19 protein-coding genes and 1 pseudogene are annotated in these 21,861 nt (G+C 44.8%); 8 read left to right on the forward strand and 12 right to left on the reverse strand.

Features of this window, described 5'->3' with window-relative positions; all coding sequences use genetic code 11:
• The first annotated feature begins 91 nt into the window (after positions 1-91).
• The 3 genes from QQ041_RS06195 (at position 92) to QQ041_RS06205 (ending at position 3,479) form a co-directional block, all read left to right on the forward strand.
• A complete protein-coding gene (locus QQ041_RS06195; RefSeq protein WP_285953328.1) occupies positions 92-1,327 on the forward strand; it encodes a pyridoxal phosphate-dependent aminotransferase in 1,236 nt (411 codons plus the stop codon).
• Positions 1,328-1,495: 168 nt separating this feature from the next.
• Positions 1,496-2,080 (forward strand): 5'-deoxynucleotidase, encoded by a 585-nt coding sequence (yfbR, locus tag QQ041_RS06200; protein WP_285953329.1) that lies wholly within the window; start codon positions 1,496-1,498, stop codon positions 2,078-2,080.
• A 55-nt stretch (positions 2,081-2,135) separates the two neighbouring features.
• The gene (locus tag QQ041_RS06205) at positions 2,136-3,479 is read left to right on the forward strand and encodes an anti-phage deoxyguanosine triphosphatase (RefSeq protein WP_285953330.1); all 1,344 of its coding nucleotides are present in this window, start codon (positions 2,136-2,138) and stop codon (positions 3,477-3,479) included.
• A gap of 50 nt (positions 3,480-3,529) precedes the next feature.
• Here the strand turns inward: QQ041_RS06205 and QQ041_RS06210 are convergent, their stop codons facing one another.
• Positions 3,530-4,129: a tRNA-uridine aminocarboxypropyltransferase gene (locus QQ041_RS06210; RefSeq protein WP_285953331.1), complete on the reverse strand. Its 600-nt coding sequence runs from the start codon at positions 4,127-4,129 to the stop codon at positions 3,530-3,532.
• 9 nt (positions 4,130-4,138) lie between these two features.
• Here QQ041_RS06210 and rrtA point away from each other — a divergent pair, with 9 nt between their 5' ends.
• On the forward strand, positions 4,139-4,687 hold the full coding sequence (gene rrtA, locus QQ041_RS06215) for a rhombosortase (RefSeq protein WP_146491717.1): 549 nt from the start codon (positions 4,139-4,141) through the stop codon (positions 4,685-4,687).
• Here rrtA and QQ041_RS06220 read toward each other — a convergent pair.
• The 8 genes and pseudogenes from QQ041_RS06220 to QQ041_RS24145 form a co-directional block, all read right to left on the reverse strand.
• On the reverse strand, positions 4,678-4,977 hold the full coding sequence (locus QQ041_RS06220) for a ComEA family DNA-binding protein (protein ID WP_061019605.1): 300 nt from the start codon (positions 4,975-4,977) through the stop codon (positions 4,678-4,680). The two genes, rrtA and QQ041_RS06220, sit on opposite strands and share 10 nt — an antisense overlap.
• Positions 4,978-5,240: 263 nt before the next feature.
• Positions 5,241-7,106: a peptidylprolyl isomerase gene (ppiD, locus tag QQ041_RS06225; protein WP_285953332.1), complete on the reverse strand. Its 1,866-nt coding sequence runs from the start codon at positions 7,104-7,106 to the stop codon at positions 5,241-5,243.
• A 219-nt stretch (positions 7,107-7,325) separates the two neighbouring features.
• Complete coding sequence (locus QQ041_RS06230; protein ID WP_012604504.1) at positions 7,326-7,619, reverse strand: HU family DNA-binding protein; 294 nt, start codon at positions 7,617-7,619, stop codon at positions 7,326-7,328.
• 169 nt (positions 7,620-7,788) lie between these two features.
• Positions 7,789-10,140: an endopeptidase La gene (gene lon, locus QQ041_RS06235; protein ID WP_146491714.1), complete on the reverse strand. Its 2,352-nt coding sequence runs from the start codon at positions 10,138-10,140 to the stop codon at positions 7,789-7,791.
• Between the two features lie 132 nt (positions 10,141-10,272).
• Entirely contained in the window at positions 10,273-11,553 is a 1,281-nt protein-coding gene (clpX, locus tag QQ041_RS06240; RefSeq protein ID WP_009847283.1) for an ATP-dependent protease ATP-binding subunit ClpX, read from the reverse strand.
• An 81-nt stretch (positions 11,554-11,634) separates the two neighbouring features.
• The gene (gene clpP / locus QQ041_RS06245) at positions 11,635-12,261 is read right to left on the reverse strand and encodes an ATP-dependent Clp endopeptidase proteolytic subunit ClpP (RefSeq protein WP_004736080.1); all 627 of its coding nucleotides are present in this window, start codon (positions 12,259-12,261) and stop codon (positions 11,635-11,637) included.
• 105 nt (positions 12,262-12,366) lie between these two features.
• Positions 12,367-13,665 (reverse strand): trigger factor, encoded by a 1,299-nt coding sequence (gene tig, locus QQ041_RS06250; RefSeq protein WP_017106221.1) that lies wholly within the window; start codon positions 13,663-13,665, stop codon positions 12,367-12,369.
• 294 nt (positions 13,666-13,959) lie between these two features.
• Positions 13,960-14,142 (reverse strand): annotated as a pseudogene (locus tag QQ041_RS24145) (hypothetical protein); the annotation flags it as partial.
• Between the two features lie 163 nt (positions 14,143-14,305).
• Here QQ041_RS24145 and QQ041_RS06255 point away from each other — a divergent pair.
• The 3 genes from QQ041_RS06255 to QQ041_RS06265 all read left to right on the forward strand — a co-directional run bounded on the left by QQ041_RS06255 (position 14,306) and on the right by QQ041_RS06265 (position 17,841).
• Complete coding sequence (locus QQ041_RS06255; protein ID WP_285953333.1) at positions 14,306-16,105, forward strand: ATP-binding protein; 1,800 nt, start codon at positions 14,306-14,308, stop codon at positions 16,103-16,105.
• A gap of 50 nt (positions 16,106-16,155) precedes the next feature.
• Positions 16,156-17,502 (forward strand): sigma-54 dependent transcriptional regulator, encoded by a 1,347-nt coding sequence (locus QQ041_RS06260; protein ID WP_146491712.1) that lies wholly within the window; start codon positions 16,156-16,158, stop codon positions 17,500-17,502.
• 156 nt (positions 17,503-17,658) lie between these two features.
• Positions 17,659-17,841 (forward strand): hypothetical protein, encoded by a 183-nt coding sequence (locus QQ041_RS06265; protein WP_146491711.1) that lies wholly within the window; start codon positions 17,659-17,661, stop codon positions 17,839-17,841.
• 73 nt (positions 17,842-17,914) lie between these two features.
• Here QQ041_RS06265 and QQ041_RS06270 read toward each other — a convergent pair whose 3' ends face one another.
• The 3 genes from QQ041_RS06270 to QQ041_RS06280 form a co-directional block, all read right to left on the reverse strand.
• Complete coding sequence (locus tag QQ041_RS06270) at positions 17,915-19,276, reverse strand: TRAP transporter large permease (protein WP_285953334.1); 1,362 nt, start codon at positions 19,274-19,276, stop codon at positions 17,915-17,917.
• Positions 19,277-19,278: 2 nt separating this feature from the next.
• A complete protein-coding gene (locus QQ041_RS06275) occupies positions 19,279-20,034 on the reverse strand; it encodes a TRAP transporter small permease (RefSeq protein ID WP_285953335.1) in 756 nt (251 codons plus the stop codon).
• A 64-nt stretch (positions 20,035-20,098) separates the two neighbouring features.
• Complete coding sequence (locus tag QQ041_RS06280; RefSeq protein ID WP_285953336.1) at positions 20,099-21,094, reverse strand: DctP family TRAP transporter solute-binding subunit; 996 nt, start codon at positions 21,092-21,094, stop codon at positions 20,099-20,101.
• A 346-nt stretch (positions 21,095-21,440) separates the two neighbouring features.
• Here QQ041_RS06280 and QQ041_RS06285 point away from each other — a divergent pair, with 346 nt between their 5' ends.
• The gene (locus QQ041_RS06285; protein ID WP_285953337.1) at positions 21,441-21,848 is read left to right on the forward strand and encodes a thioesterase family protein; all 408 of its coding nucleotides are present in this window, start codon (positions 21,441-21,443) and stop codon (positions 21,846-21,848) included.
• Positions 21,849-21,861 lie beyond the last annotated feature (13 nt).

Here is a 21,861-nt window from a genome sequence, read left to right on the forward strand (position 1 = left end):
TGAAATGCGACATTCATCAGATTTTTATTCTATCAAACGCCATTTTGCGGTACTTTAATAAAGTATTTAAATTAATTTCAGGAAATCGGCAATGCAAAATATCGGGATGTCGTCAAAACTCAACAGCGTATGCTACGAAATCAGGGGGCCTGTACTCAAACATGCTAAGCGCATGGAAGAAGAAGGGCATAAAATACTGAAGCTTAATATTGGTAACCCCGCCCCATTTGGTTTTGACGCCCCTGATGAAATCCTTGTTGACGTAATCCGTAACCTACCGACATCTCAAGGTTACTGCGACTCAAAAGGCATCTATTCAGCCCGTAAAGCGGTTGTTCAGCACTACCAGAAAAAAGGCCTACGTAATCTTGATGTAGAAGACGTTTACATTGGTAACGGCGCATCAGAGCTTATCGTTATGTCTATGCAGGCGCTACTGGATAATGGTGATGAAATCTTAGTTCCCGCTCCGGACTACCCACTATGGACAGCGTCTGTTGCGCTTTCTGGTGGAACACCGGTTCACTACATGTGTGATGAAGATGCTGATTGGTATCCAGATCTAGATGACATGCGTGCGAAGATCTCACCAAAGACGCGCGGCATCGTTCTTATCAACCCGAACAACCCAACGGGCGCGGTATACAGCCGTGATTTCCTGCTGCAAGTGGTTGAGATTGCTCGTGAGCACGGTTTGATCATCTTCGCCGATGAAATCTACGACAAAGTACTGTACGACGGTGCGGTACACACTTCAGTGGCAACGCTTGCTGAAGACGTACTAATGGTCACGTTCAACGGCCTATCTAAAGCTTATCGCGTATGTGGTTTCCGTGGTGGTTGGATGTTCTTAACAGGCCCTAAACACCTAGCAAAAGGCTACGTTGAAGGGCTAGAAATGCTGGCCTCAATGCGTTTGTGCGCCAACGTTCCGATGCAACACGCTATCCAAACCGCACTCGGTGGCTATCAGAGTATCAATGAGCTGATTCTTCCAGGCGGTCGACTGCTTGAGCAGCGTGACCGTGCATGGGAACTAATCAACAAGATCCCTGGCGTTTCTTGTGTGAAACCGAAAGGCGCAATGTACCTGTTCCCTAAGATCGACACCAAGATGTATAACATCAAAGACGACCAAAAATTTGTGCTCGATTTCCTTAAGCAAGAGAAGGTGCTGTTGGTTCAAGGTACGGGCTTCAACTGGCCGAAACCGGATCACTTCCGCATCGTGACTTTGCCACACATTGAAGACCTTGAAGTGGCGATTGGTCGCCTAGAGCGCTTCTTGCAAACTTACAACCAAGACGATCTCGTCGACGCTAAATAAACACAACGAGAGATGGCTACAATTTGCTGTTTTAAAAGACTTTAACTTGTATTCATTCACTTCTATGCTTAAAAGGCTCCTATTTAGGAGCCTTTTTTGTATCCGCTTTCTCGTGCAATTTGTGGCAAACACAAGGTACGAGTGGAGTATTGTTTAGAAAGGACGATTATGAAACAGAGCCATTTCTTTGCCCATCTCGCACGTATGAAGCTAATTCAACGCTGGCCTCTGATGCGATCTGTCTCAAGCGAGAACATCTCAGAACATAGCCTACAGGTTGCTTTCGTGGCCCATGCCTTGGCACTTATCAAAAACAAGAAGTTTGATGGCCAGCTCAACCCTGAACACATTGCTCTGCTCGGCATGTACCACGATACCAGTGAGGTACTGACTGGAGATCTGCCTACCCCCGTCAAATACTACAACCCAGACATCGCCCAAGAGTATAAGAAGATAGAAGCCGCCGCAGAGCAGAGACTGCTTTCGATGCTGCCAGATGAGTTCCGAGATGACTTCGCCCCATTTTTAATATCTGGAACAGCGAGTAAAGAAGAGCAAAGCATCGTCAAGCAGGCCGACACCATCTGTGCTTACCTGAAATGCTTGGAAGAGCTCAGTGCGGGCAATCATGAATACGAGCAAGCCAAGCGCCGACTGGAAGAGACACTCGAACAACGCAAAAGCCCAGAAATGGACTACTTTCTCACCACATTTGCGCCAAGCTTTGAATTATCACTAGACGAGATAAGCTAGCTGGGTATAAGTTGTTTTTAATTAGCTAAATAAAATCAATTTGATAGGTGCTATTTTGAATTCTCTACTCGAACCACCCTTTGTACTCGAACAAGAATGGCAGCATCGAAATGACGATGAACATAAAATAAGACGTGATGATCACCGTAGCCCATATCAACGTGACCGTGCGCGCGTGCTTCACTCTGCTGCTTTTCGTCGCTTACAAGCGAAAACCCAGATTCATGGCACCATGGTGAATGACTTTCATCGAACACGCCTTACTCACTCTCTTGAGGCCGCTCAGCTTGGCACAGGTATCGTTGCTCAACTGAAGAAAAAGCAACCCGAGTTTCGAGACCTATTACCCTCAGACAGTTTGATTGATTCACTGTGTTTGGCTCACGACATAGGTCATCCGCCATACGGACATGGCGGCGAAGTCGCACTCAACTACATGATGCGCGGCCACGGTGGCTTTGAAGGCAACGCTCAAACGTTTCGTATTGTCACACAGCTAGAGCCTTACACTGAACATCACGGAATGAACCTATCTCGACGCACTTTGTTAGGTCTGATTAAGTACCCTTCTCTGCTTAGTGAGGTTCAAGCTAAATTGCAGTCTGAGCCCGTTAAGCATCAGCGACAACTCCGAGCCAAAGATTGGATGCCAGCAAAAGGCATCTACGATCATGATGAAGAACTGTTTAACTGGGTACTGGAGCCGCTTTCAAGCAGCGACCAACAGCTTCTAAAACAGAAAAGAAAAACGCATACCGAGCCACTTGAACACAATAAGACCAAATATAAGTCGCTTGATTGTTCGATCATGGAGCTTGCTGATGACATCGCGTATGGCGTGCACGATTTAGAAGATGCGATTGTGCTTGGGTCTGTGACCAAAGCTCAGTGGGTCGAATCGGCTTACCCTCAATTGAAAGAGATGGCCGACCCTTGGATTTGTGAACATCTAGATTCAATTACAGAGATGCTGTTCTCTGGTGAACAGTATCGTCGAAAAGATGCGATTGGTGGAATCGTCAACGCACTGTTGACCAGTATCTCTATCAAGCGAGTAGATGCTAGCTTTGAGAGTGTGCTGTTGGCTTACAATGCGGTGCTTGAACCTAGCATGGACGGCACGCTCGATAAATTGAAACACTTTGTCAGCGAGTTCGTGATTCAAGTGCCTCAGGTTCAAGTCATCGAATACAAAGGCCAGCAGATCATCATGGATATGTTTGAAGCATTCAGTGCGGATCCTGAACGCTTGTTGCCACTGCCAATCAAGAAGCAATGGCTACAGCATCAAGATGAATCAAGAAAGATGCGCGTGATAGCGGATTACATTTCATCAATGACCGACGACCTTGCTCAGAAGATGCACCAACAGCTGTTTTCAGCACATACCGAGTTCTAGACTTACTCGCGGTACTTAGACTCAGCGAACTTAGACAAGTATTAGTGAGATTACGCTAAGTAGTTTCTCTCAAATACGCCCGGCGGCATTTGATTGATTTGAAACTGAATCATTTGGTCAAATGCCGTAAGCAACGGGCTAAAGTCGCCATCACGCTCTAACAAGCTAAGCAAATGATAGCCAGCTTCAACTGTTGAAAGGCTGTTTTCACTGGGTGCTTTGCGAATTCGATAATTACCCTTGAGATCTTTTGGTAAGTGGACCGTGTTCAACGCATGCAAGTTACTCGACACTTGCCACATCTTGAATGCTTTCTTCCACGTCCCATCCAATAAAATCACACGTAGCTTCTTGCTTGGGTATGTTGCCGACTCAACAGACACAGAGTTTTCACTTGGGTATAAAATCACATGTTGGTACTGTTCATCGGCCAGCAATGCGTTGAGTTGTTCATTGTCTGAAAAGTCTTCACCGACAAACGTCACGCTATTACTTAAAGATAACGAGAGAATACGTGCAGTTCCCATCGGACGATGCTCTTCTGATGGGTGCTGAAGAATGATAAGCTCAACATTCGATTCGAGTGGTGTAATCCACTGACAAATACAAGCTTTCAAAGCCTTGCTGCATTGGGGGCAATAACGAGACATGGATTTAATGTGTACCCTGTTTTAATTTTCACTTCACTTTTATGCGTCTTATTCCAACTTGAGCCAATACAAGCTTGGGTCGTTTGGGATAGCAATGCGATTGCCGAGGGGCAATGGTGGCGAATCCTAACAGGAAACTTTTCACATACCAACTACTCACACCTTCTGATGAATCTAGCAGGCTTGTGGATCATCAGCTATCTGTTTCAACCGAGTAAAAAACAGCTTGTTGCTGCTTTGCTTGTGATTAGTTTAGCGACTGGCGTCGCTCTGTTATTTTCGAGTATTCAGATCTATGTTGGCCTATCTGGCACTTTGCATGGGTTGTTTGGCTTATTCGCGCTCAAAGAGGCTTTAAACGGCAGGAAATCTAGTTGGCTATTAGTATTGGGATTAGTCACTAAAGTCGCTTGGGAGCAGCTGATTGGCCCTTCTAGTACGACTGGTGAACTGATTAACGCTCGTGTCGCGATTGAAGCCCACCTAGCAGGTGCACTGGCCGGGGGCTTCATAGCTATCGTTTTATACCTAACCAATAAAGAAACGGATCAAAGTTGAATTCTTTCGCGGTTCTTTTTAACTGTCGCTTCACCTATCCCTTTCACACTCGCCAAGTCATCAGCAGTTGTAAACGCACCGTTCTGCTCTCTATAGTCGACAATCTCTTGGGCTTTTTTGTCACCCACACCAACCAGTAGTGCTGATAGCTCCTCTGCTGTCGCTGTGTTGATGTTAACCGTAATCTCAATGCCATCGTAAAGCTCAGCCTTGGTTGGGCTATCTGCAAACACGGCAGGGCTTAAAAGCATCAGAAATGAAAGAAGTAATGTTGAGTATATCGTGCGCATAAATCGGTTCCTTTGTTCAAAAAAGGTAACTTATGCATTTGCCGCGCTAGATAACACAATCACCAGACAAAAATAAAGCGGGTCACCTAAGTGACCCGCTTTGTTATACATCTTGTTTTCATCAGTTCGTTTGTTAGCTCACAAATCTGATTTATCGAATAAAACTAATTTGCAAAAACAACAACCATCGCATGTTGACTCTCGGTAGTCAGTCACCAAACAGGCTTAACTGCCGAGCTAAGCTAACTCAAGCTAACCTGAGCTTACTGACCTTGACCCACTACGTAATATTCAACGTCTGCGTTTTTACGAAGTACGTTTAGTACGTTAGTTAGATCTTGTTGGTTGCCAACTCGCTCCAATTGTGCACCAATTTGAGTGCTGTAAGCTGGGTTAATTTCAGCCGTTACTTTAGAAAGCTCAACAACAACGATGTTACCGTCTTGGTCTTTAGATTGACCGAACACAGCTTGGCCTGCTTCTGGTTTCGCTAGAGCGAATACAGATGCTGCTAATGGAGAGTTACGGTCAATCGTTTCAAGCTCTGTGAACTCAAGGTTGTTGTCCGCTAGCACTGCTTCGTTACCAGCTTTAAGGTCGTTAACTAGAGAAACACCTAGCTCAACAGCTTGCTCTTCTGCTTTTACAGCAGATAGTGCAGCCACAACTTGATCTTTAACTTCTTCAAGAGGAAGAACTGTCTCGTCGCGAGTCTCTTCTACACGAACAACAATCACGTGCTCAGGAGCCACTTCGATGACTTCAGAGTTTAGACCGTCTTCTTTCACTTCAGGGCTCAAGATAGCTTGCATAACTGCAGGCGTCATCAGAACTTCTGGAGCGTCAATTTGAGAGATGAAATCTGTTGTTGTGATCTTCGCATTGATAGCTTCTGCAGAATCATCTAGAGAATCTGGGAATTCAAACGCTACTTTTTCTAGCTCAGTTTGTTGCTCGTAGAACTGGTCTACAGCGTGCTGGTCTAGAAGCTCTTGCTTAATCTCTGCCGCTACTTCAGTGTAAGGCTGAGCTTGAGACGCTTTTAGTTCGTCTAGCTTGATGATGTGGTAGCCGAAATCAGATTTAACTAGGCCAGTCGTGTCACCAATATTCTCAAGAGCGAAAGCCGCGTCTTCGAATGCTGGGTCCATCACATCGCGCTCAATCCAACCTAGGTCACCGCCAACGTCTGCACTACCGAAGTCGTCAGATTTCTCTTCCGCTAGCGTAGTAAAATCAGCGCCTGCATTTAGCTCGTCTAGGATTGACTGAGCTTTCGCTTCGTCATCGCCTTGAACTAGGATGTGGCTAACTTTACGTTGCTCTTCAGTTGAGTATTTGTCTAGGTGCTCTTGGTAGTATTTCTGTGCTTCTTCATCGCTTACTTCAAGCTGAGACTTAAGCGCTTCAGCAGAAAGCTCAATGTAAGACACCTTAGCTTGCTCTGGACGAGTATAAGCCGCAGGGTTCTCTTGGTAGTACTGTTCGATTTGCTCGTCAGTTAACTCGATGCCTTTTGCTAGGTCAGCAACAGACAGTGTCACCGTGCGAATGTCACGAGTTTGTGCGATAAGCTTGCTCTGAGTATCGATTTCGCCTTGAAGAACGAATTCACTGCCTTGAAGTGCAGTCACAAGCTGGTTGCGCATTAGGTCACGACGCATGTATTCAGCGAAGCTCTCTGCGCTAAAACCTGCACGACGTAGTGCCGATTGGTAAACTTCTTGGTCGAATTGACCAGCTGTTTGGAACTGAGGCATTTCTAGAATCATGGTACGGATTTGAGAATCACTGATTCGTAGGCCTAAAGACTCAGCTTGCTGCTCAAGCAGTACATCGTTGATCATGCGATCAAGTACTGATTTACGGAAAGACTCTACGTATGCAGGGTCTGCAAGCATTTGAGCGAAGTAATCGCCAAGTTGAGACTGCATGCGATTACGTTCGTTTTGGTAAGCCTGTTCGAACTCACCACGAGCAATTTCTGTGTTGCCAACTTTAGCTGCTGCGTTGTTACCGCCACCGGTGATGTAGCTGCCTACACCTGCGAATACGAATGACAGGATAATCAACCCAAGGATAATTTTTACCGCGATGCTATTCACGCCTTCGCGTAATCGATCCATCATAATTTAAGTGCTCTCCGGATATGAAGCATTGGCTTCAAAATAAAAATCTATTCACGCGATATTATCAGAAAAAGAAATGCGCATCAGTAGGATGCGCATAATTTAAATAAGTTCAATGTGCTTTGTACACATACTGTTTAAGAATGAAACATCATTTTTCAAACAGTAAACGCATTTTACAGCCTTCCCCTCGCAAAACCGAGGTTTCAGCCGTAGAAATTAGTTACATGCGTCTTTAAGTGCTTTACCCGCCTTGAAGCCAGGTACTTTAGCTTCTGCGATTTGGATCTCTTCACCAGTTTTTGGGTTACGACCTGTACGAGCAGCACGAGTACGAACACTGAAAGTACCAAAGCCAACAAGTGCAACTTGGTCGCCTGATTGTAGCGTTGTGCCAACTGCTTCGATGAATGCGTCTAGAGCGCGGCCAGCTGAAGCTTTAGAGATGTCTGCGTTTTCTGCGATTGATTCTACTAGTTGTGTTTTATTCACTGTTTTTCCCCTATGTGTCATCTGTGACTACTTCTTGATGACTGTACGTTCCATTTTGGTTTTAATTTAGCCGCAAGCCTTATTGCAAAAGGGCTGCCGCTTTGATCAATAACTTAGCGTCCAAAAAAAACGCTGACAAGCCTTTTCGGGCCTATCAGCGTAATTCTTTACTTATTTTTGCTATGCATCACTATTTTTTCACATCAAACTCGACCCCTGACGGATCTCGTTCTAGCGCTACTTTGAGTACTTCATCAATCCACTGAACCGGGATCACCTTCAAGTCAGCGATTACGTTGTCTGGAATCTCTTCCAAATCACGCTCGTTGTCTTTAGGAATAAGTACAGTTTTGATACCGCCACGGTGTGCTGCAAGCAGTTTTTCTTTCAAACCACCGATAGGTAAAACTTCACCACGAAGGGTAATTTCACCTGTCATACCGACCTCTGCTTTAACAGGGTTACCCGTCAAGCTAGACACTAATGCAGTACACATTGCGATACCCGCACTCGGGCCATCTTTCGGTGTAGCCCCTTCCGGTACGTGAACGTGAATATCGCGCTTTTCGTAGAAATCTGAGTTAATACCCAGTTTTTCTGCACGAGAACGAACCACGGTCATTGCCGCTTGAATCGATTCTTTCATCACATCGCCAAGTGAACCGGTTTGCGTTAGCTTACCTTTACCCGGCATTGCTTCAGTTTCGATAGTCAGTAGATCACCACCAACTTGAGTCCAAGCTAAACCAGTCACTTGACCAATACGGTTACTTTCATCCGCTTTACCGAAGTCATGACGTTGAACGCCTAAGTACTCTTTCAGGTTATCAATATTAACCGTTACAGACTTAAGGTCGCTGTCTAGCAAGATGTTCTTCACTGCTTTACGACAGATCTTAGAGATTTCACGCTCTAGGCTACGTACACCCGCTTCACGCGTGTAGTAACGAATGATGCCGATGATTGCAGAGTCTTCAATCTCAATTTCGTGAGGCTTAAGACCGTTGCGTTGAACTTGCTTGTCCAATAGGTGGCTCTTAGCGATGTTCAGCTTTTCATCTTCTGTGTAACCAGACAGGCGAATCACTTCCATACGGTCCAATAGTGGGCCAGGAATGTCCATCGAGTTAGATGTTGCAACAAACATCACATCAGATAGATCGTAATCGACTTCTAGATAGTGATCGTTAAATGCATTGTTCTGCTCAGGGTCGAGTACTTCTAGAAGTGCTGAAGATGGGTCGCCACGCATATCAGAAGACATCTTATCGATTTCATCTAATAGAAACAGTGGGTTCTTAACGCCAACTTTAGACATCTTCTGGATTAATTTACCCGGAAGTGAACCGATGTACGTACGACGGTGACCACGAATTTCAGCTTCATCACGAACGCCGCCTAGCGCCATACGTGTGTACTTACGACCCGTTGCCGCAGCAATCGAACGACCTAGCGAGGTTTTACCTACACCAGGAGGACCAACAAGACAAAGGATCGGGCCTTTTAGCTTGTTGATACGGTTTTGTACTGCCAAGTATTCAAGAATACGTTCTTTAACACGCTCTAAGCCGTAGTGATCTTCGTTTAAGATCTCTTCCGCTTTCGCTAGATTCTTTTTAACTTTTGAACGCTTAGCCCAAGGAACGCCCACCATCCAATCAATGTAGCTACGTACTACTGTTGCTTCAGCAGACATTGGCGACATCATTTTCAGTTTTTGCAGTTCTTGCTCGGTTTTTTCACGAGCTTCTTGAGGCATTTTTGACTCTTCGATCTTCTTCTTCAGAGTCTCGAATTCATCAGGTGCATCGTCCATCTCGCCAAGTTCTTTCTGAATCGCTTTCATTTGCTCATTCAGGTAGTACTCTCGCTGAGATTTTTCCATCTGCTTCTTAACGCGGCCACGGATGCGTTTTTCAACTTGCAGGATGTCAATTTCTGACTCCATTTGGCCCATCAAGAACTCCAGACGTTCAGTCACATCTAAGATTTCTAGAACGTGCTGCTTGTCTACCAGCTTAAGTGGCATGTGCGCAGCAATAGTATCAGCTAGGCGAGCCGCCTCATCAATACCGTTAAGAGATGTTAGAACCTCTGGTGGAATTTTTTTGTTTAGCTTAATAAAGCCTTCGAATTGATTAATCGCACTGCGAACAACCACTTCTTGTTCTTTTTCGTCAAGTTCTGAGGTAACAACGTATTCGGCATCCGCTAAGAAGAACTCACTTTCTTTGAATTGGTGAATTTTTGCACGCTGCTGACCTTCAACAAGTACTTTGACAGTACCATCAGGGAGCTTTAGTAACTGAAGAATGGTAGCGACTGTACCTACGTTAAATAGATCGTCGATTGAAGGCTCATCAGTGTCCGCTTCTTTCTGCGCTACAAGTAGTACTTGTTTGTTAGCTTCCATTGCCGATTCAAGGCATGTAATCGATTTTTCACGACCAACAAACAATGGAATAACCATGTGTGGGTAAACCACTACATCACGTAGAGGTAGCACGGGGATTTCGATACGCTCGGAACGTTCCAAGTTCATATATTTCTCTCTTCCGCTTTAACTTATAAAGCAGTATATGGGGCTTAAACGACTGGATTCAATGGAAGAATAAAAAAAAGGAGGTAATTGCTTACCTCCTTTTTCAATTTGAGCGACTTGTCTAAAAAAGACCTACTCTGCAACAGCTGCTTGGTTATCTGAGTTGCTGTAAATCAATAGTGGTTCTGACTCACCATTAATTACCGACTCATCAATCACAACCTTGCTTACATCAGTTGAAGATGGCAGTTCATACATAGTTTCTAGCAGAACACCCTCCAAAATAGAGCGTAGACCACGAGCACCGGTTTTACGATTCATTGCTTTCTTAGCAATTGCGCGTAGGGCGTCTTCACGGAATTCTAACTCTGTATCCTCAAGCTCAAATAATGCTGCGTACTGTTTTGTCAGTGCATTCTTTGGCTCACAAAGGATTTGGATTAGCGCTTCTTCATCAAGCTCTGTCAGTGTTGTTGTAACAGGTAGACGACCAATGAATTCTGGAATCAGGCCGTACTTCACTAGATCTTCAGGTTCTACTTGAGTGAACAATTCACCGATAGTTTTGGTTTCATCTTTTGAACGCACTTCTGCGCCGAAGCCGATACCTGAACCAGTTTCTACACGTTGCTCAATCACTTTATCTAGGCCGGCAAACGCACCACCACAGATAAATAGGATCTTAGATGTATCCACTTGCAAGAACTCTTGCTGCGGATGCTTACGACCACCTTGAGGTGGAACTGAAGCCACTGTACCTTCAACAAGTTTTAGTAGAGCTTGCTGTACACCTTCACCAGACACGTCACGCGTGATTGATGGGTTTTCAGCTTTACGAGAAATCTTGTCGATTTCATCGATGTAAACAATGCCACGTTCCGCTTTCGCTACGTCGTAATCACATTTCTGAAGCAACTTCTGGATGATGTTTTCAACATCTTCGCCCACGTAACCCGCTTCGGTTAGTGTTGTTGCGTCTGCCATTGTGAATGGAACGTCTAGGAAACGAGCCAGTGTTTCAGCCAATAGTGTTTTACCACTACCAGTAGGACCGATAAGAAGAATGTTACTCTTACCTAGCTCTACGCCTTCAGCTGTCGTATCACCATTACGTAAACGCTTGTAGTGGTTATAAACTGCAACTGCTAGCACTTTCTTCGCGTATTCTTGACCGATTACATAGTCGTCAAGATGCTCACGAATCTCACGCGGCGTTGGCAGCGATTCCGATTCTTTCTTAGGAAGAACATCTTTAATTTCTTCACGAATAATGTCGTTACAAAGATCGACACATTCATCACAAATGTAAACAGAAGGACCTGCGATTAACTTGCGAACTTCGTGTTGGCTTTTGCCACAGAAAGAGCAGTAAAGCAGTTTACCGCTACCACCCTCTTTGCTTTTATCTGTCATTCGCTAACCTCTTAGCCTTTACTCTCTATGCTTGAGTGTATATCAATTTGAATCACTTTGCGTTAAACAATTGCCCTGCAATTATTGACCGCGGTGATTAAGAACTGAATCCACCAAGCCGTATTCTACTGCTTGATCAGCAGACATGAAATTGTCACGATCTGTATCACGCTCAACAACTTCTAGAGGCTGACCCGTGTGCTCTGCCAATAGTTTGTTTAGCTTTTGCTTGATCGTTAGGATCTCTTGCGCATGAATTTGAATATCAGACGCTTGGCCTTGGAAGCCGCCAAGTGGCTGGTGAATCATTACACGTGAGTTTGGAAGCACGTGACGCTTACCTGGAGTACCACCCGCTAGTAAGAATGCACCCATAGAGCAAGCTTGACCCATACATACTGTGCTCACGTTTGGCTTGATGAACTGCATTGTGTCGTAGATAGACATGCCTGCTGTTACGCTACCGCCAGGTGAGTTGATGTAAAGATAGATATCTTTGTCTGGGTTTTCTGATTCCAAGAAAAGCAGTTGAGCCACGACAAGATTTGCCATGTGGTCTTCCACTTGACCTGTTAAGAAAATGATACGTTCTTTTAATAGACGAGAATAAATATCGTAAGAACGTTCACCACGGGAAGTCTGTTCAACCACCATAGGAACTAGTGCGTCCATAATCGATGGCATTGTGTTTTTTTCTTGGTAGCTCATATTCTTATGTCCCTAAAATAAATGGCCCGAATGATTAAATCATACGGACCATTGTTAGCAGAATTGTTGACCGTACGTCAACCTTCTACGTCAGATATTACTATATTAAGCAGGTTGCTGATTCATTAGCTCGTTGAAGCTAACTTCTTTATCAGAAACTTGAGCTTTAGCGATGATTGCATCAATAGCTTGCTCTTCTAGAGCAACATTGCGCATGTTGTTCATCATTTGCTCGTTTTGCTCGTAGTAAGCAATAACTTCTGTTGGATCTTCGTATGCTGTAGCCATCTCTTCGATGATAGCTTTAACTTTCTCATCGTCAGCTTTTAGCTCTTCAGTCTTGATTACTTCACCAAGAAGAAGACCTACAACTACGCGACGTTTAGCTTGCTCTTCGAACAGCTCACGTGGAAGTTGGTCAGCAGCTTCAGTGTTGCCACCGAAACGTTGAGCAGCTTGTTGACGTAGAACACCGATTTCTTGATCGATTAGAGCAGAAGGTACGTCGATGTTGTTTTCGTTAACTAGACCGTCGATAGCTTGCTCTTTGATGCGGTTCTTAACAGCTTGCTTAAGCTCACGCTCCATGTTCTTACGAACTTCAGCTTTAAGACCTTCAACACCGTCAGCAGCGCCGAACTTAGAAACGAATTCTTCGTTTAGTTCAGGAAGTTCACGAGCTTCAACTTTGTTCAGCTTGATAGAGAACTTAGCTGCTTTACCTTTTAGGTTTTCAGCGTGGTAATCTTCTGGGAAGTTTACGTCGATTTCGAATTCCATACCTGCTGTTTTACCAACGATACCGTCTTCGAAGCCAGGGATCATGCGACCAGCGCCCATCTCTAGTGGGAAGTTCTCAGCTTTGCCGCCTTCGAATTCTTCACCGTCGATAGAACCAACGAAGTCGATAGTTGCACGAGAACCAGCGTCAGCAGCAGCTTCAACTTCAGTCCAAGTTGCTTGTTGCTTACGTAGAGTTTCGATCATTTCTTCAACGTCAGCTTCTTTAACTTCTACTGCTGGTTTCTCAACAGTGATGTTTTCTAGACCTTTCAGCTCAACTTCTGGGTAAACTTCAAAAGTTGCGTTGAATACTAGATCAGCGCCTTCGTTGTTTTCAACTGGTGCGAAAGTAGGTGCGCCAGCTGGGTTGATTTTCTCTTTAACGATCGCTTCGATGAAGTGACGTTGCATTACTTCGCCCATCACGTCTTGACGTACTGCTTTGCCGTACATTTTAGCAACCATCTTCATTGGCACTTTGCCTTTACGGAAACCATCGAAACGACGGTTTTTCGCGATGTTGCGTAGTTCAGCTGTAACTGCATCTTCGATGTTAGCAGCAGGAACAGTAATATTAAGACGGCGCTCTAGGCCTTCTAGCGTTTCAACAGTAACTTGCATTATATAAACCTCAAAACTGGCTCAGTAATCTGAGCATATGAGCCGTAACTTAGCTTTAATTCAAAAGCCGACGTTGTTGGCTGCATCCTTGTGTAGTGCTCTATCCGAACACCTAATTTAAAATCGAGCATTGATATCTGAATTGATTATTCAACCAAACACCAGACTAATCAGCGATATCTTCGTTCTTCACACGTCGATTAAAACGTAATAAAGCTTGTTTTCAGAAACAAGAAAGGTATCTCCGATTAGCCTCAGGACAGAAATTTTAGACGCGACATTCTAGCGATCTGTTTAATCTCTGTCGAGCCGTTCACCTCTGCATGATGATGAATGCTCTAAATTCGTCCAACTAAGTGATACAAAAACGATCAAATCATCACTTAGCACAACAGAAATGGGGACAATAGCGACTTTTTCAAGGGAATCGAGGGCTTTTTTTGCTAAAAACCTTAAAAAGAGATCTTGCTCTTGTTTTACCCCTCAGAGTCGATAACTTTTTCAACAATCCCCGTTACAAACCCTTAACCTACCCCCACCTGTCCACTCTCTGCTTTCAGCAAAAACTACCGCTATTTGCTACCATAAACGAGAGAAGACAGGCTTGATTGTTTACCAAAGAAATTAGCGGAGAGCCTTCATGTTTCAAGCTTTTAGAATCCCCATATTATTAATGGTCACATACAGTTCACTGATGGTGTTTGGCGGTCATTGGGTATGGAGCACAAGTCATGAAAGTTTGTTAAATGATCACCAATCTAACTTAGACCGCTTTTCCGTCCACATTGCCAGCCAATTGGATAAGTTTGCCCATATCCCTGAGCTTCTTTCGAAGGATAAAGAGCTAGTTGATGCCCTACACTCACCAAGCAACACTGCTCAGATAGAGCTAACCAATCGCTACCTAGAGCACGTCAACACTGTGATTCAGGCGTCCGACACCTATTTATTGGATAGCATCGGTACCACTATCGCAGCCAGTAACTGGAACCTAAAACATTCTTTTGTCGGACGCAATTTTGCCTTCCGTCCTTATTACCAACAAGCTATTCAAGGACATGAAAAGCAGTACTTCGCTTTAGGTTCAACTTCAGGAAAGAGAGGCTACTATTACTCTTACCCGGTCTCTTATGCTGCTGAAATCATTGGCGTAATTGTGGTAAAAATGGATTTATCTTCGATTGAAGCAAGCTGGCAAGGTAAACAGAGTTTTTTTGTCGCGGATGATAAAGACCAGATTATTTTTATGTCTAGCAATCCTGAATGGCTATTCAAAAGTCTTCAGCCTCTCGATGATACACAACAAGCTCGCATTCGCGAAAATCAGCAATACCTCGATACCCACATTGAAAGCCTCCACTTCTCTGGAGATCTAGAGGGCGCAACCAGCAGCATTCGTTCATCTCACCCGTTAGTTAAAGAGAAGTTTTTCACCTCTTCACGCTTTCTACCTGATCCTGGATTAACGGTCAGGGTATTCTCTCCCACCCACTTGGTTTGGTGGGACTTGATCGCCTATATGGTGGTACTGAGCTTGGTCTTTGCAATCATTTATCTGGTCATTCAACTTAATCTGCACCGTCAACACCGACGCGCCCAGATCGATAGGTTGCAGTCAGAAGCTAACCAAAAGCTAGAATTTCAAGTACTCGAAAGAACCTCTGAGCTACACGTAGAGATCAAGCAACGTATCGAAACCGAGCGGGTACTCAGACACACCCAAGACGAGCTCATCCAAGCGGCAAAACTGGCGGTATTGGGCCAGATGTCAGCAAGTATTAGTCATGAATTGAATAATCCACTCGCTGCGATTCGTAGTTATGCTGACAATGGCCGACTGTTTCTAGCTAAAGAGAAAACAGATCGTGTCGATGACAACTTATCGCGTATTTCATCGCTCACCGACCGCATGGCGAAAATTAGTCACCAGCTTCGCTCCTTTGCTAAAAAGTCGACAGCGGAAGAGCTACACATATTACAGATCCTCCCCGTATTGCATTCATCTAGGGAGTTGATGAAGCCACAACTCAAGAGTGAACGAGTTAAGGTCAACGAACTCCCTGAGACCTTTGATGCTTGCGTGCTCGCCAACGCCATTCAACTAGAACAGGTGATCATTAACCTGCTGACCAACGCAATTCAGGCGATGGAACAACAAGACGACAAACTATTAGCTATTCTGTTAGAGATTAGGGAGTCCGACCATCAACAAGCCAAGACCTTGCTGATTCATGTCGATGATAACGGTCCCGGTTTCACCTCCCCTTCGAACGGAAACTTTTTTGAACCCTTCCATACCACCAAGAAAAATGGACTTGGATTAGGGCTATCGATTTCTCAGCAAATAATCAGCGGAATAAACGGCAAACTCGTTACCGGTAGAAGCCCTCAAGGTGGTGCTCGATTCAGCATAGAGTTGCCCCTTGTTGAACAAGAATAGCAAGCAAAAACTCAGCAATAACCAGAATACAAAGAAGTAAAGGAACCACTATGTGTCACGTCTATTTCATTGATGATGAATCCGATCTAAGAATGGCGATTGAACAGAGCTTCGAGCTCGCCGACATTGATGCCGAATTCTTTCCCGATGCGGAGTCTGCTCTGCTCGCGATTCAAGAAAACGGCTTACCTCACGTGATCATCACTGATATCTGTTTACCGGGTCTTTCCGGGCATGATTTGCTCAACACCGTGATGCACAAGGACAAAGAGATCCCCGTTATTATGATTACTGGTCACGGCGATATTTCAATGGCCGTTCAAGCAATCCAATACGGTGCTTACGACTTCATCGAAAAACCTTTCGCCAATGAGCGCCTAATCGAAACTACCAAACGAGCGATAGAAAAACGTCAACTCACCCTTGAGAACCTTGAATTAAAACGTTCACTTAAGGCCAGCCAAGCGCTCGGCCCAAGAATCATTGGTGACACGCAATCAATGACGGAGCTGCGGTCTATCATCACTCACGTTGCCGACACCAACGCAGATATTTTGTTATTTGGCGAAACAGGTACAGGCAAAGAGTTGGTCGCACGCTCTTTACATGAACAAAGCAGCAGACGAGAACAAAACTTCGTCGCAGTCAATTGCGGTGCGGTCCCCGAAAACCTGATTGAGAGTGAGCTGTATGGTCATGAGAAAGGTGCATTCACTGGCGCAGAAAGCAAACGAGTGGGTAAATTTGAATTTGCTCAAGGCGGAACTCTATTCTTAGATGAAATTGAGTCCATGCCGATGCAGGCACAAATTCGTTTGCTGCGTGTATTGCAGGAACGCGTCATCGAAAGGGTTGGGTCTAATGGTTTAGTCCCGCTAGACATTCGAGTAATTGCGGCAACTAAAATTGACCTAAAGAAAGCCGCTGAAGAAGGTACTTTCCGCCAAGATCTCTATTATCGACTCAATGTAGTGACCCTAGATTTACCGCCGTTAAGAAGCCGACAAGAAGATATCCCAGCACTCTTCCACCACTTCTTACTGGTCGCTGCAGCGCGTTATGGCAAGACAGCCCCGGCACTTCCACAAAAAGAACTGCACGCGCTTTTGGCTCATGATTGGCCCGGCAATGTACGTGAACTACGCAATAGCGCTGAACGCTTCATTTTACTCGGAAAGCTTGCTCAACTGGGGGATAGTGCGAACTCAGAGACCCATTCAGACGCCAGTACTAGCCTATCGGACCAAGTGTCAGAGTTCGAAAAAGCGGTGATCGAGCGCGCGCTGATTGAGAATGAAGGGAGTATAAAATTAACCATGTCTCAATTAAATGTCCCAAGAAAAACGCTTTACGACAAAATGCAACGTTATCAAATCGACAAAGATAATTTTAAGTAAACAATAGATTTTGAAGTGAAAAATTAAACTGCGAAATACAAGAATCAACAACGAAACAAAACGCAAAGCGCAACTTGATCTGAACGTATATCGAAACTGGCAGAGATAACATTCCTCTTCCATAATTCATATGTCGACTTTAAGGATAAGTTGCATATGAATGAAAAAACGACCATTCCTGTCATTGTAGATACAGTGCTAATTGATGACCATTATGAAGTAGAAAGAAGATCTGGGCGCGAGCGAAGAAAGAAAAAACTGCGCTGGAAAGGCTACGACAGACGCATAAGCGGCACATTACGGCGCGGGAAAAAGAAAGCGATAGATGAAAAAGTATAACTCTTCATCTATCGCTGTTATCCCTATTGATAATAAACCGTCCGTTAGATTAACCGTGTATCTAAACCGCTAACTACTTGGTTATGATCTCTGGACCCATCAATGTGGTCGGTAACCATGTCGATACCCAAGGCACGTAAGTGACGATAATCAGGAATAAGAACATCACGCCAACCCACGGCAATGCGGCTTTTACCACGTTCATCATCGACATCTTCGCGACACCTGCGGTCACAAACAAATTGAGCCCGACAGGCGGCGTTATCATCCCTATCTCCATGTTCACCACCATCATGATACCAAGATGAATTGGGTCGATACCGAGCGCAATTGCAATTGGGAAAACCAAAGGAGCTACGATGATCAGCAAGCCCGATGGCTCCATGAACTGCCCACCAATCAAGAGCAGAACGTTCACCACAATCAAGAAGGTGATCGGCCCTAAGCCAGCAGAAAGCATAGACTCAGTGATCATTTGAGGAATACGTTCTTCTGTCAGTACATGCTTGAGAATCAACGCGTTCGCAATAATAAACAGCAGCATGATAGTCAGCTTACCCGCATCATAGAGTGTGTCTTTGGTATCTTTGTGACAAAAGGTTTGGAACACTTTCACCAGCACAGGCTTGGTATTGTTCTTGTCAGCGAAAGGTCCCATATCTTTATAGATAAAGTTGGCAATAAAGAATGCGTAAACCGCTGCAACAGCCGCCGCTTCTGTTGGTGTAAAAATACCGCCGTAGATACCACCCAGAATGATGACAATCAGCAGTAGGCCCCAACTCGCATCCTTCGCTGCTGCAAACATCTCGCCCCAGCCCACAAAAGGCTGTGCTGGAATCTTCTTAATACGTGCCGCAATGTAGATAGCAATCATCAACATCACACCCGCCAGCAGACCAGGAATCACACCGCCTAGGAACATACGGCCTACCGATACATCCGTCGCCGCAGCGTAAACGACCATCACGATTGACGGTGGAATCAAAATACCCAAGGTACCTGCGTTACAGATAACCCCTGCCGCGAATTCTTTTGTGTAGCCGTTTTTGATCATACCTGCGATAACAATACTACCGATCGCTACTACCGTTGCAGGAGATGAACCAGAAAGGGCTGCGAACATCATACATGCCACAACCGACGCCATCGCCAAGCCGCCACGGAACCACCCCACCATCGCGATAGCGAAACGAATAATACGTTTAGCCACGCCGCCAGTAGACATGAAGCTAGAGGCCAAGATAAAGAAAGGAATCGCTAAGAGTGTGTAGTGGCCTGCAAATGCATTAAACAGCGTTTGTGCGACTGAAGCTAATGACGCATCTGAATGCATCAACAAGAATATTACGCTCGATAAACCTAGTGAAATTGCAATTGGTACACCGACCAACATGAAAGCAATTACCATTAAAAATAGAAATAACATTGCCATGATTAGTCTTCCTTACCGTTAGATTTGGTACTCGACTCATTCGCTTTGTTCTGCGGAGTCGAATTCAATACCGCTGTCGCATCTTCGTCAGAGCCCGCTAGCACGTCCGCTTTCAACGCATCCAACTCTTCTTCCGCTTCGTGTCCTGCAATCATGCGGTCAAGCTTGCCTGTTACTACTTGGTAAGCAACTTGAGCAAAACGGAACGTCAGCATTGCCATGCCAATCGGCAGCGCCATATAAGGAATAAAACGTGGCAGTTTCTCGTATCGCTCGCCTTCATTTAGCCAGTCAGCAAGAAACTGAAGCATCTCTGGCATTGGGATATCATCGGTCTCATACCATGCGCGATCGGTCGCGAATGGGTACCAATAATTCCAAGAGCCGATAAGAAGTAAGATTGAAAATACTAGGCAGCTCGTCACGGCGATTAGCGCATACACTTTGCGTAGCTTTTCTGGGGCAAGGTTGATGATCACATCAACACCAATGTGGAAGTGTTTTTTAACGCCATAAGATGCGCCCACTAACACCATCCAAGCAAACATGAACACCGTCAGCTCCAGTGCCCATAAGATGTTGTCATTGAATGCGTATCGAAATACCACATTGGCAAAAGTAAGTAGCGTCATTGCGCCAAGAAAAAATGCGATTAATGACTCTTCAATCACATCCGTAACTCTTCCGACTTTGGAAAAAAGAGAGGTTTCCAATGCTGATTCGCTAGAATTTGGTTGTTCCATTTGAGGCTTTTCCATAATTGACTCCGCTTATAATTGTTTTAGTAAGGAGTGACGAATACTCGCCACTCCCTTAGCGGTGTTATTGGTTTGAAGCTAACGCTGCATCGATAAGGTCTGAACCGATGTCTTTTTCAAACTTCTTCCATACTGGTTGAAGTGCAACTACCCATGCTTCACGCTGTTCAGGCGTAAGTGTACGAACCTCACCACCCGCTTCGATGATGTTGTTTTTGTTCGCTAGGTTAACTTTTGAAGATTCCGCATTACGCGTTTCCGAGACTTCTTGAACGATAGTGCCAAGCTGCGCGCGTACATCTTCAGGAAGGTCTTTCCAAAAGTCGTTTGACGTTACAACTAGATAATCCAAGATACCGTGATTGGTTTCTGTCACGCCATCTTGTACTTCAAAGAACTTCTTGCCGTAGATGTTTGACCATGTGTTCTCTTGACCATCGATAACCTTAGTTTGTAGGCCACCGTATACCTCTTTGAAAGACATCTTCTGAGGGTTAGCACCTAACTGCTCAAACTGAGCCACCAATACATCTGATGCTTGAACACGGAACTTCAAACCTTCTGCATCTTCAGGGCTTAGTAGTGGCTTGTTCGCCGACATCTGCTTCATGCCGTTGTGCCAAAACGCTAAACCTTGCAGACCACGGCGCTTCATCGCATTCTTCAGCTTTTCACCAGATTCTGAGTTTTGGAAACGGTCAACGGCGTCTACATCTTCAAATAGGAATGGAAGGTCAAAAATGCGGTATTTCTTGGTGAACTTCTCAAATTTAGACAGCGAAGGTGCCGCCATTTGAATATCACCATTTAACAGGGCTTCCAGTACCTTATTATCATCGTAAAGCGTCGAGTTAGGGAAAACTTGCATACAAGCTTTACCATTCATTTCAGTGTTTACTCGCTCTTCTAGTAGAGAAGCGGCAATGCCTTTCGGGTGCTTATCGGTATTGGTTACGTGACTGAATTTAATCACGATTTCACCAGGATCACAGTTTGCAGCGGCATTAAAACTTGTGAGCGCCAGAGCAGATACAGACAGCAGGGTAAGAGGCTTAAACATTATTATTCTCCTTAGTAAACAAAGCAGCCCTTCAATGGGAACTGCGTGCTTTCACTAAGGCAATTAACGCGCCATATTGATACAAAACATTAACAAGCCTTTAACCACAAGGCTTCATCATCGTTGCCAACATGAGTCGCCAGCGCTTTGCAAAATTTAATGGGTGGAAAATGACACATAGAATATTTATAAATGGGTGGGAGTTGACCAAAGCATCAATGATAAATGAGGTCTGACCAAAAGCCCCTTTCACGAAGATGCCTTGAAGTAATTTCGACCTATCCTGTAGAGTGCTGCACAACTTAGTCAGATTTACTGATCCACTATAAACCAAGAGTTGCTACCCATGAGTCAGATCTACCATCACCCAGTACAGATTTACTACGAAGATACCGATCACTCAGGTGTGGTTTATCACCCTAACTTCCTTAAATACTTTGAGCGTGCGCGCGAGCATGTGTTGGGCAGCGATAAACTGGCAACATTATGGAATGAACACGGATTGGGTTTTGCGGTGTATAAAGCCAACATGACTTTCCAAGATGGGGTTGAGTTCGCTGAGATTTGCGACATCCGAACCTCTTTTGAACTCGATGGCAAATACAAAACGCTATGGCGACAAGAAGTGTGGCGCAAAGGTGCCACGAAGCCTGCGGTGATTGGTGATATTGAAATGGTCTGCCTTGATAAAGACAAGCAACTTCAGCCTGTACCCGCTGAAGTATTAAAAGCGATGCTTGGCGAAACGAGCTAACTTCACCTCACCA

Origin of the sequence: Vibrio sp. TMPB1044 (genome assembly GCF_030442075.1) — a bacterium.
Classification (GTDB): domain Bacteria; phylum Pseudomonadota; class Gammaproteobacteria; order Enterobacterales; family Vibrionaceae; genus Vibrio; species Vibrio satsumensis.

What these genes read in the sequence shown, in the direction of transcription:
- QQ041_RS06195 (WP_285953328.1), top strand. Translation starts at nt 92, where the DNA reads ATGCAAAATATCGGGATGTCGTCAAAACTCAACAGCGTATGCTACGAA.
- yfbR (WP_285953329.1), top strand. Translation starts at nt 1,496, where the DNA reads ATGAAACAGAGCCATTTCTTTGCCCATCTCGCACGTATGAAGCTAATT.
- QQ041_RS06210 (WP_285953331.1), bottom strand. Translation starts at nt 4,129, where the DNA reads ATGTCTCGTTATTGCCCCCAATGCAGCAAGGCTTTGAAAGCTTGTATT.
- QQ041_RS06220 (WP_061019605.1), bottom strand. Translation starts at nt 4,977, where the DNA reads ATGCGCACGATATACTCAACATTACTTCTTTCATTTCTGATGCTTTTA.
- ppiD (WP_285953332.1), bottom strand. Translation starts at nt 7,106, where the DNA reads ATGATGGATCGATTACGCGAAGGCGTGAATAGCATCGCGGTAAAAATT.
- QQ041_RS06230 (WP_012604504.1), bottom strand. Translation starts at nt 7,619, where the DNA reads ATGACACATAGGGGAAAAACAGTGAATAAAACACAACTAGTAGAATCA.
- lon (WP_146491714.1), bottom strand. Translation starts at nt 10,140, where the DNA reads ATGAACTTGGAACGTTCCGAGCGTATCGAAATCCCCGTGCTACCTCTA.
- clpX (WP_009847283.1), bottom strand. Translation starts at nt 11,553, where the DNA reads ATGACAGATAAAAGCAAAGAGGGTGGTAGCGGTAAACTGCTTTACTGC.
- clpP (WP_004736080.1), bottom strand. Translation starts at nt 12,261, where the DNA reads ATGAGCTACCAAGAAAAAAACACAATGCCATCGATTATGGACGCACTA.
- tig (WP_017106221.1), bottom strand. Translation starts at nt 13,665, where the DNA reads ATGCAAGTTACTGTTGAAACGCTAGAAGGCCTAGAGCGCCGTCTTAAT.
- QQ041_RS06255 (WP_285953333.1), top strand. Translation starts at nt 14,306, where the DNA reads ATGTTTCAAGCTTTTAGAATCCCCATATTATTAATGGTCACATACAGT.
- QQ041_RS06260 (WP_146491712.1), top strand. Translation starts at nt 16,156, where the DNA reads ATGTGTCACGTCTATTTCATTGATGATGAATCCGATCTAAGAATGGCG.
- QQ041_RS06265 (WP_146491711.1), top strand. Translation starts at nt 17,659, where the DNA reads ATGAATGAAAAAACGACCATTCCTGTCATTGTAGATACAGTGCTAATT.
- QQ041_RS06270 (WP_285953334.1), bottom strand. Translation starts at nt 19,276, where the DNA reads ATGGCAATGTTATTTCTATTTTTAATGGTAATTGCTTTCATGTTGGTC.
- QQ041_RS06275 (WP_285953335.1), bottom strand. Translation starts at nt 20,034, where the DNA reads ATGGAAAAGCCTCAAATGGAACAACCAAATTCTAGCGAATCAGCATTG.
- QQ041_RS06280 (WP_285953336.1), bottom strand. Translation starts at nt 21,094, where the DNA reads ATGTTTAAGCCTCTTACCCTGCTGTCTGTATCTGCTCTGGCGCTCACA.
- QQ041_RS06285 (WP_285953337.1), top strand. Translation starts at nt 21,441, where the DNA reads ATGAGTCAGATCTACCATCACCCAGTACAGATTTACTACGAAGATACC.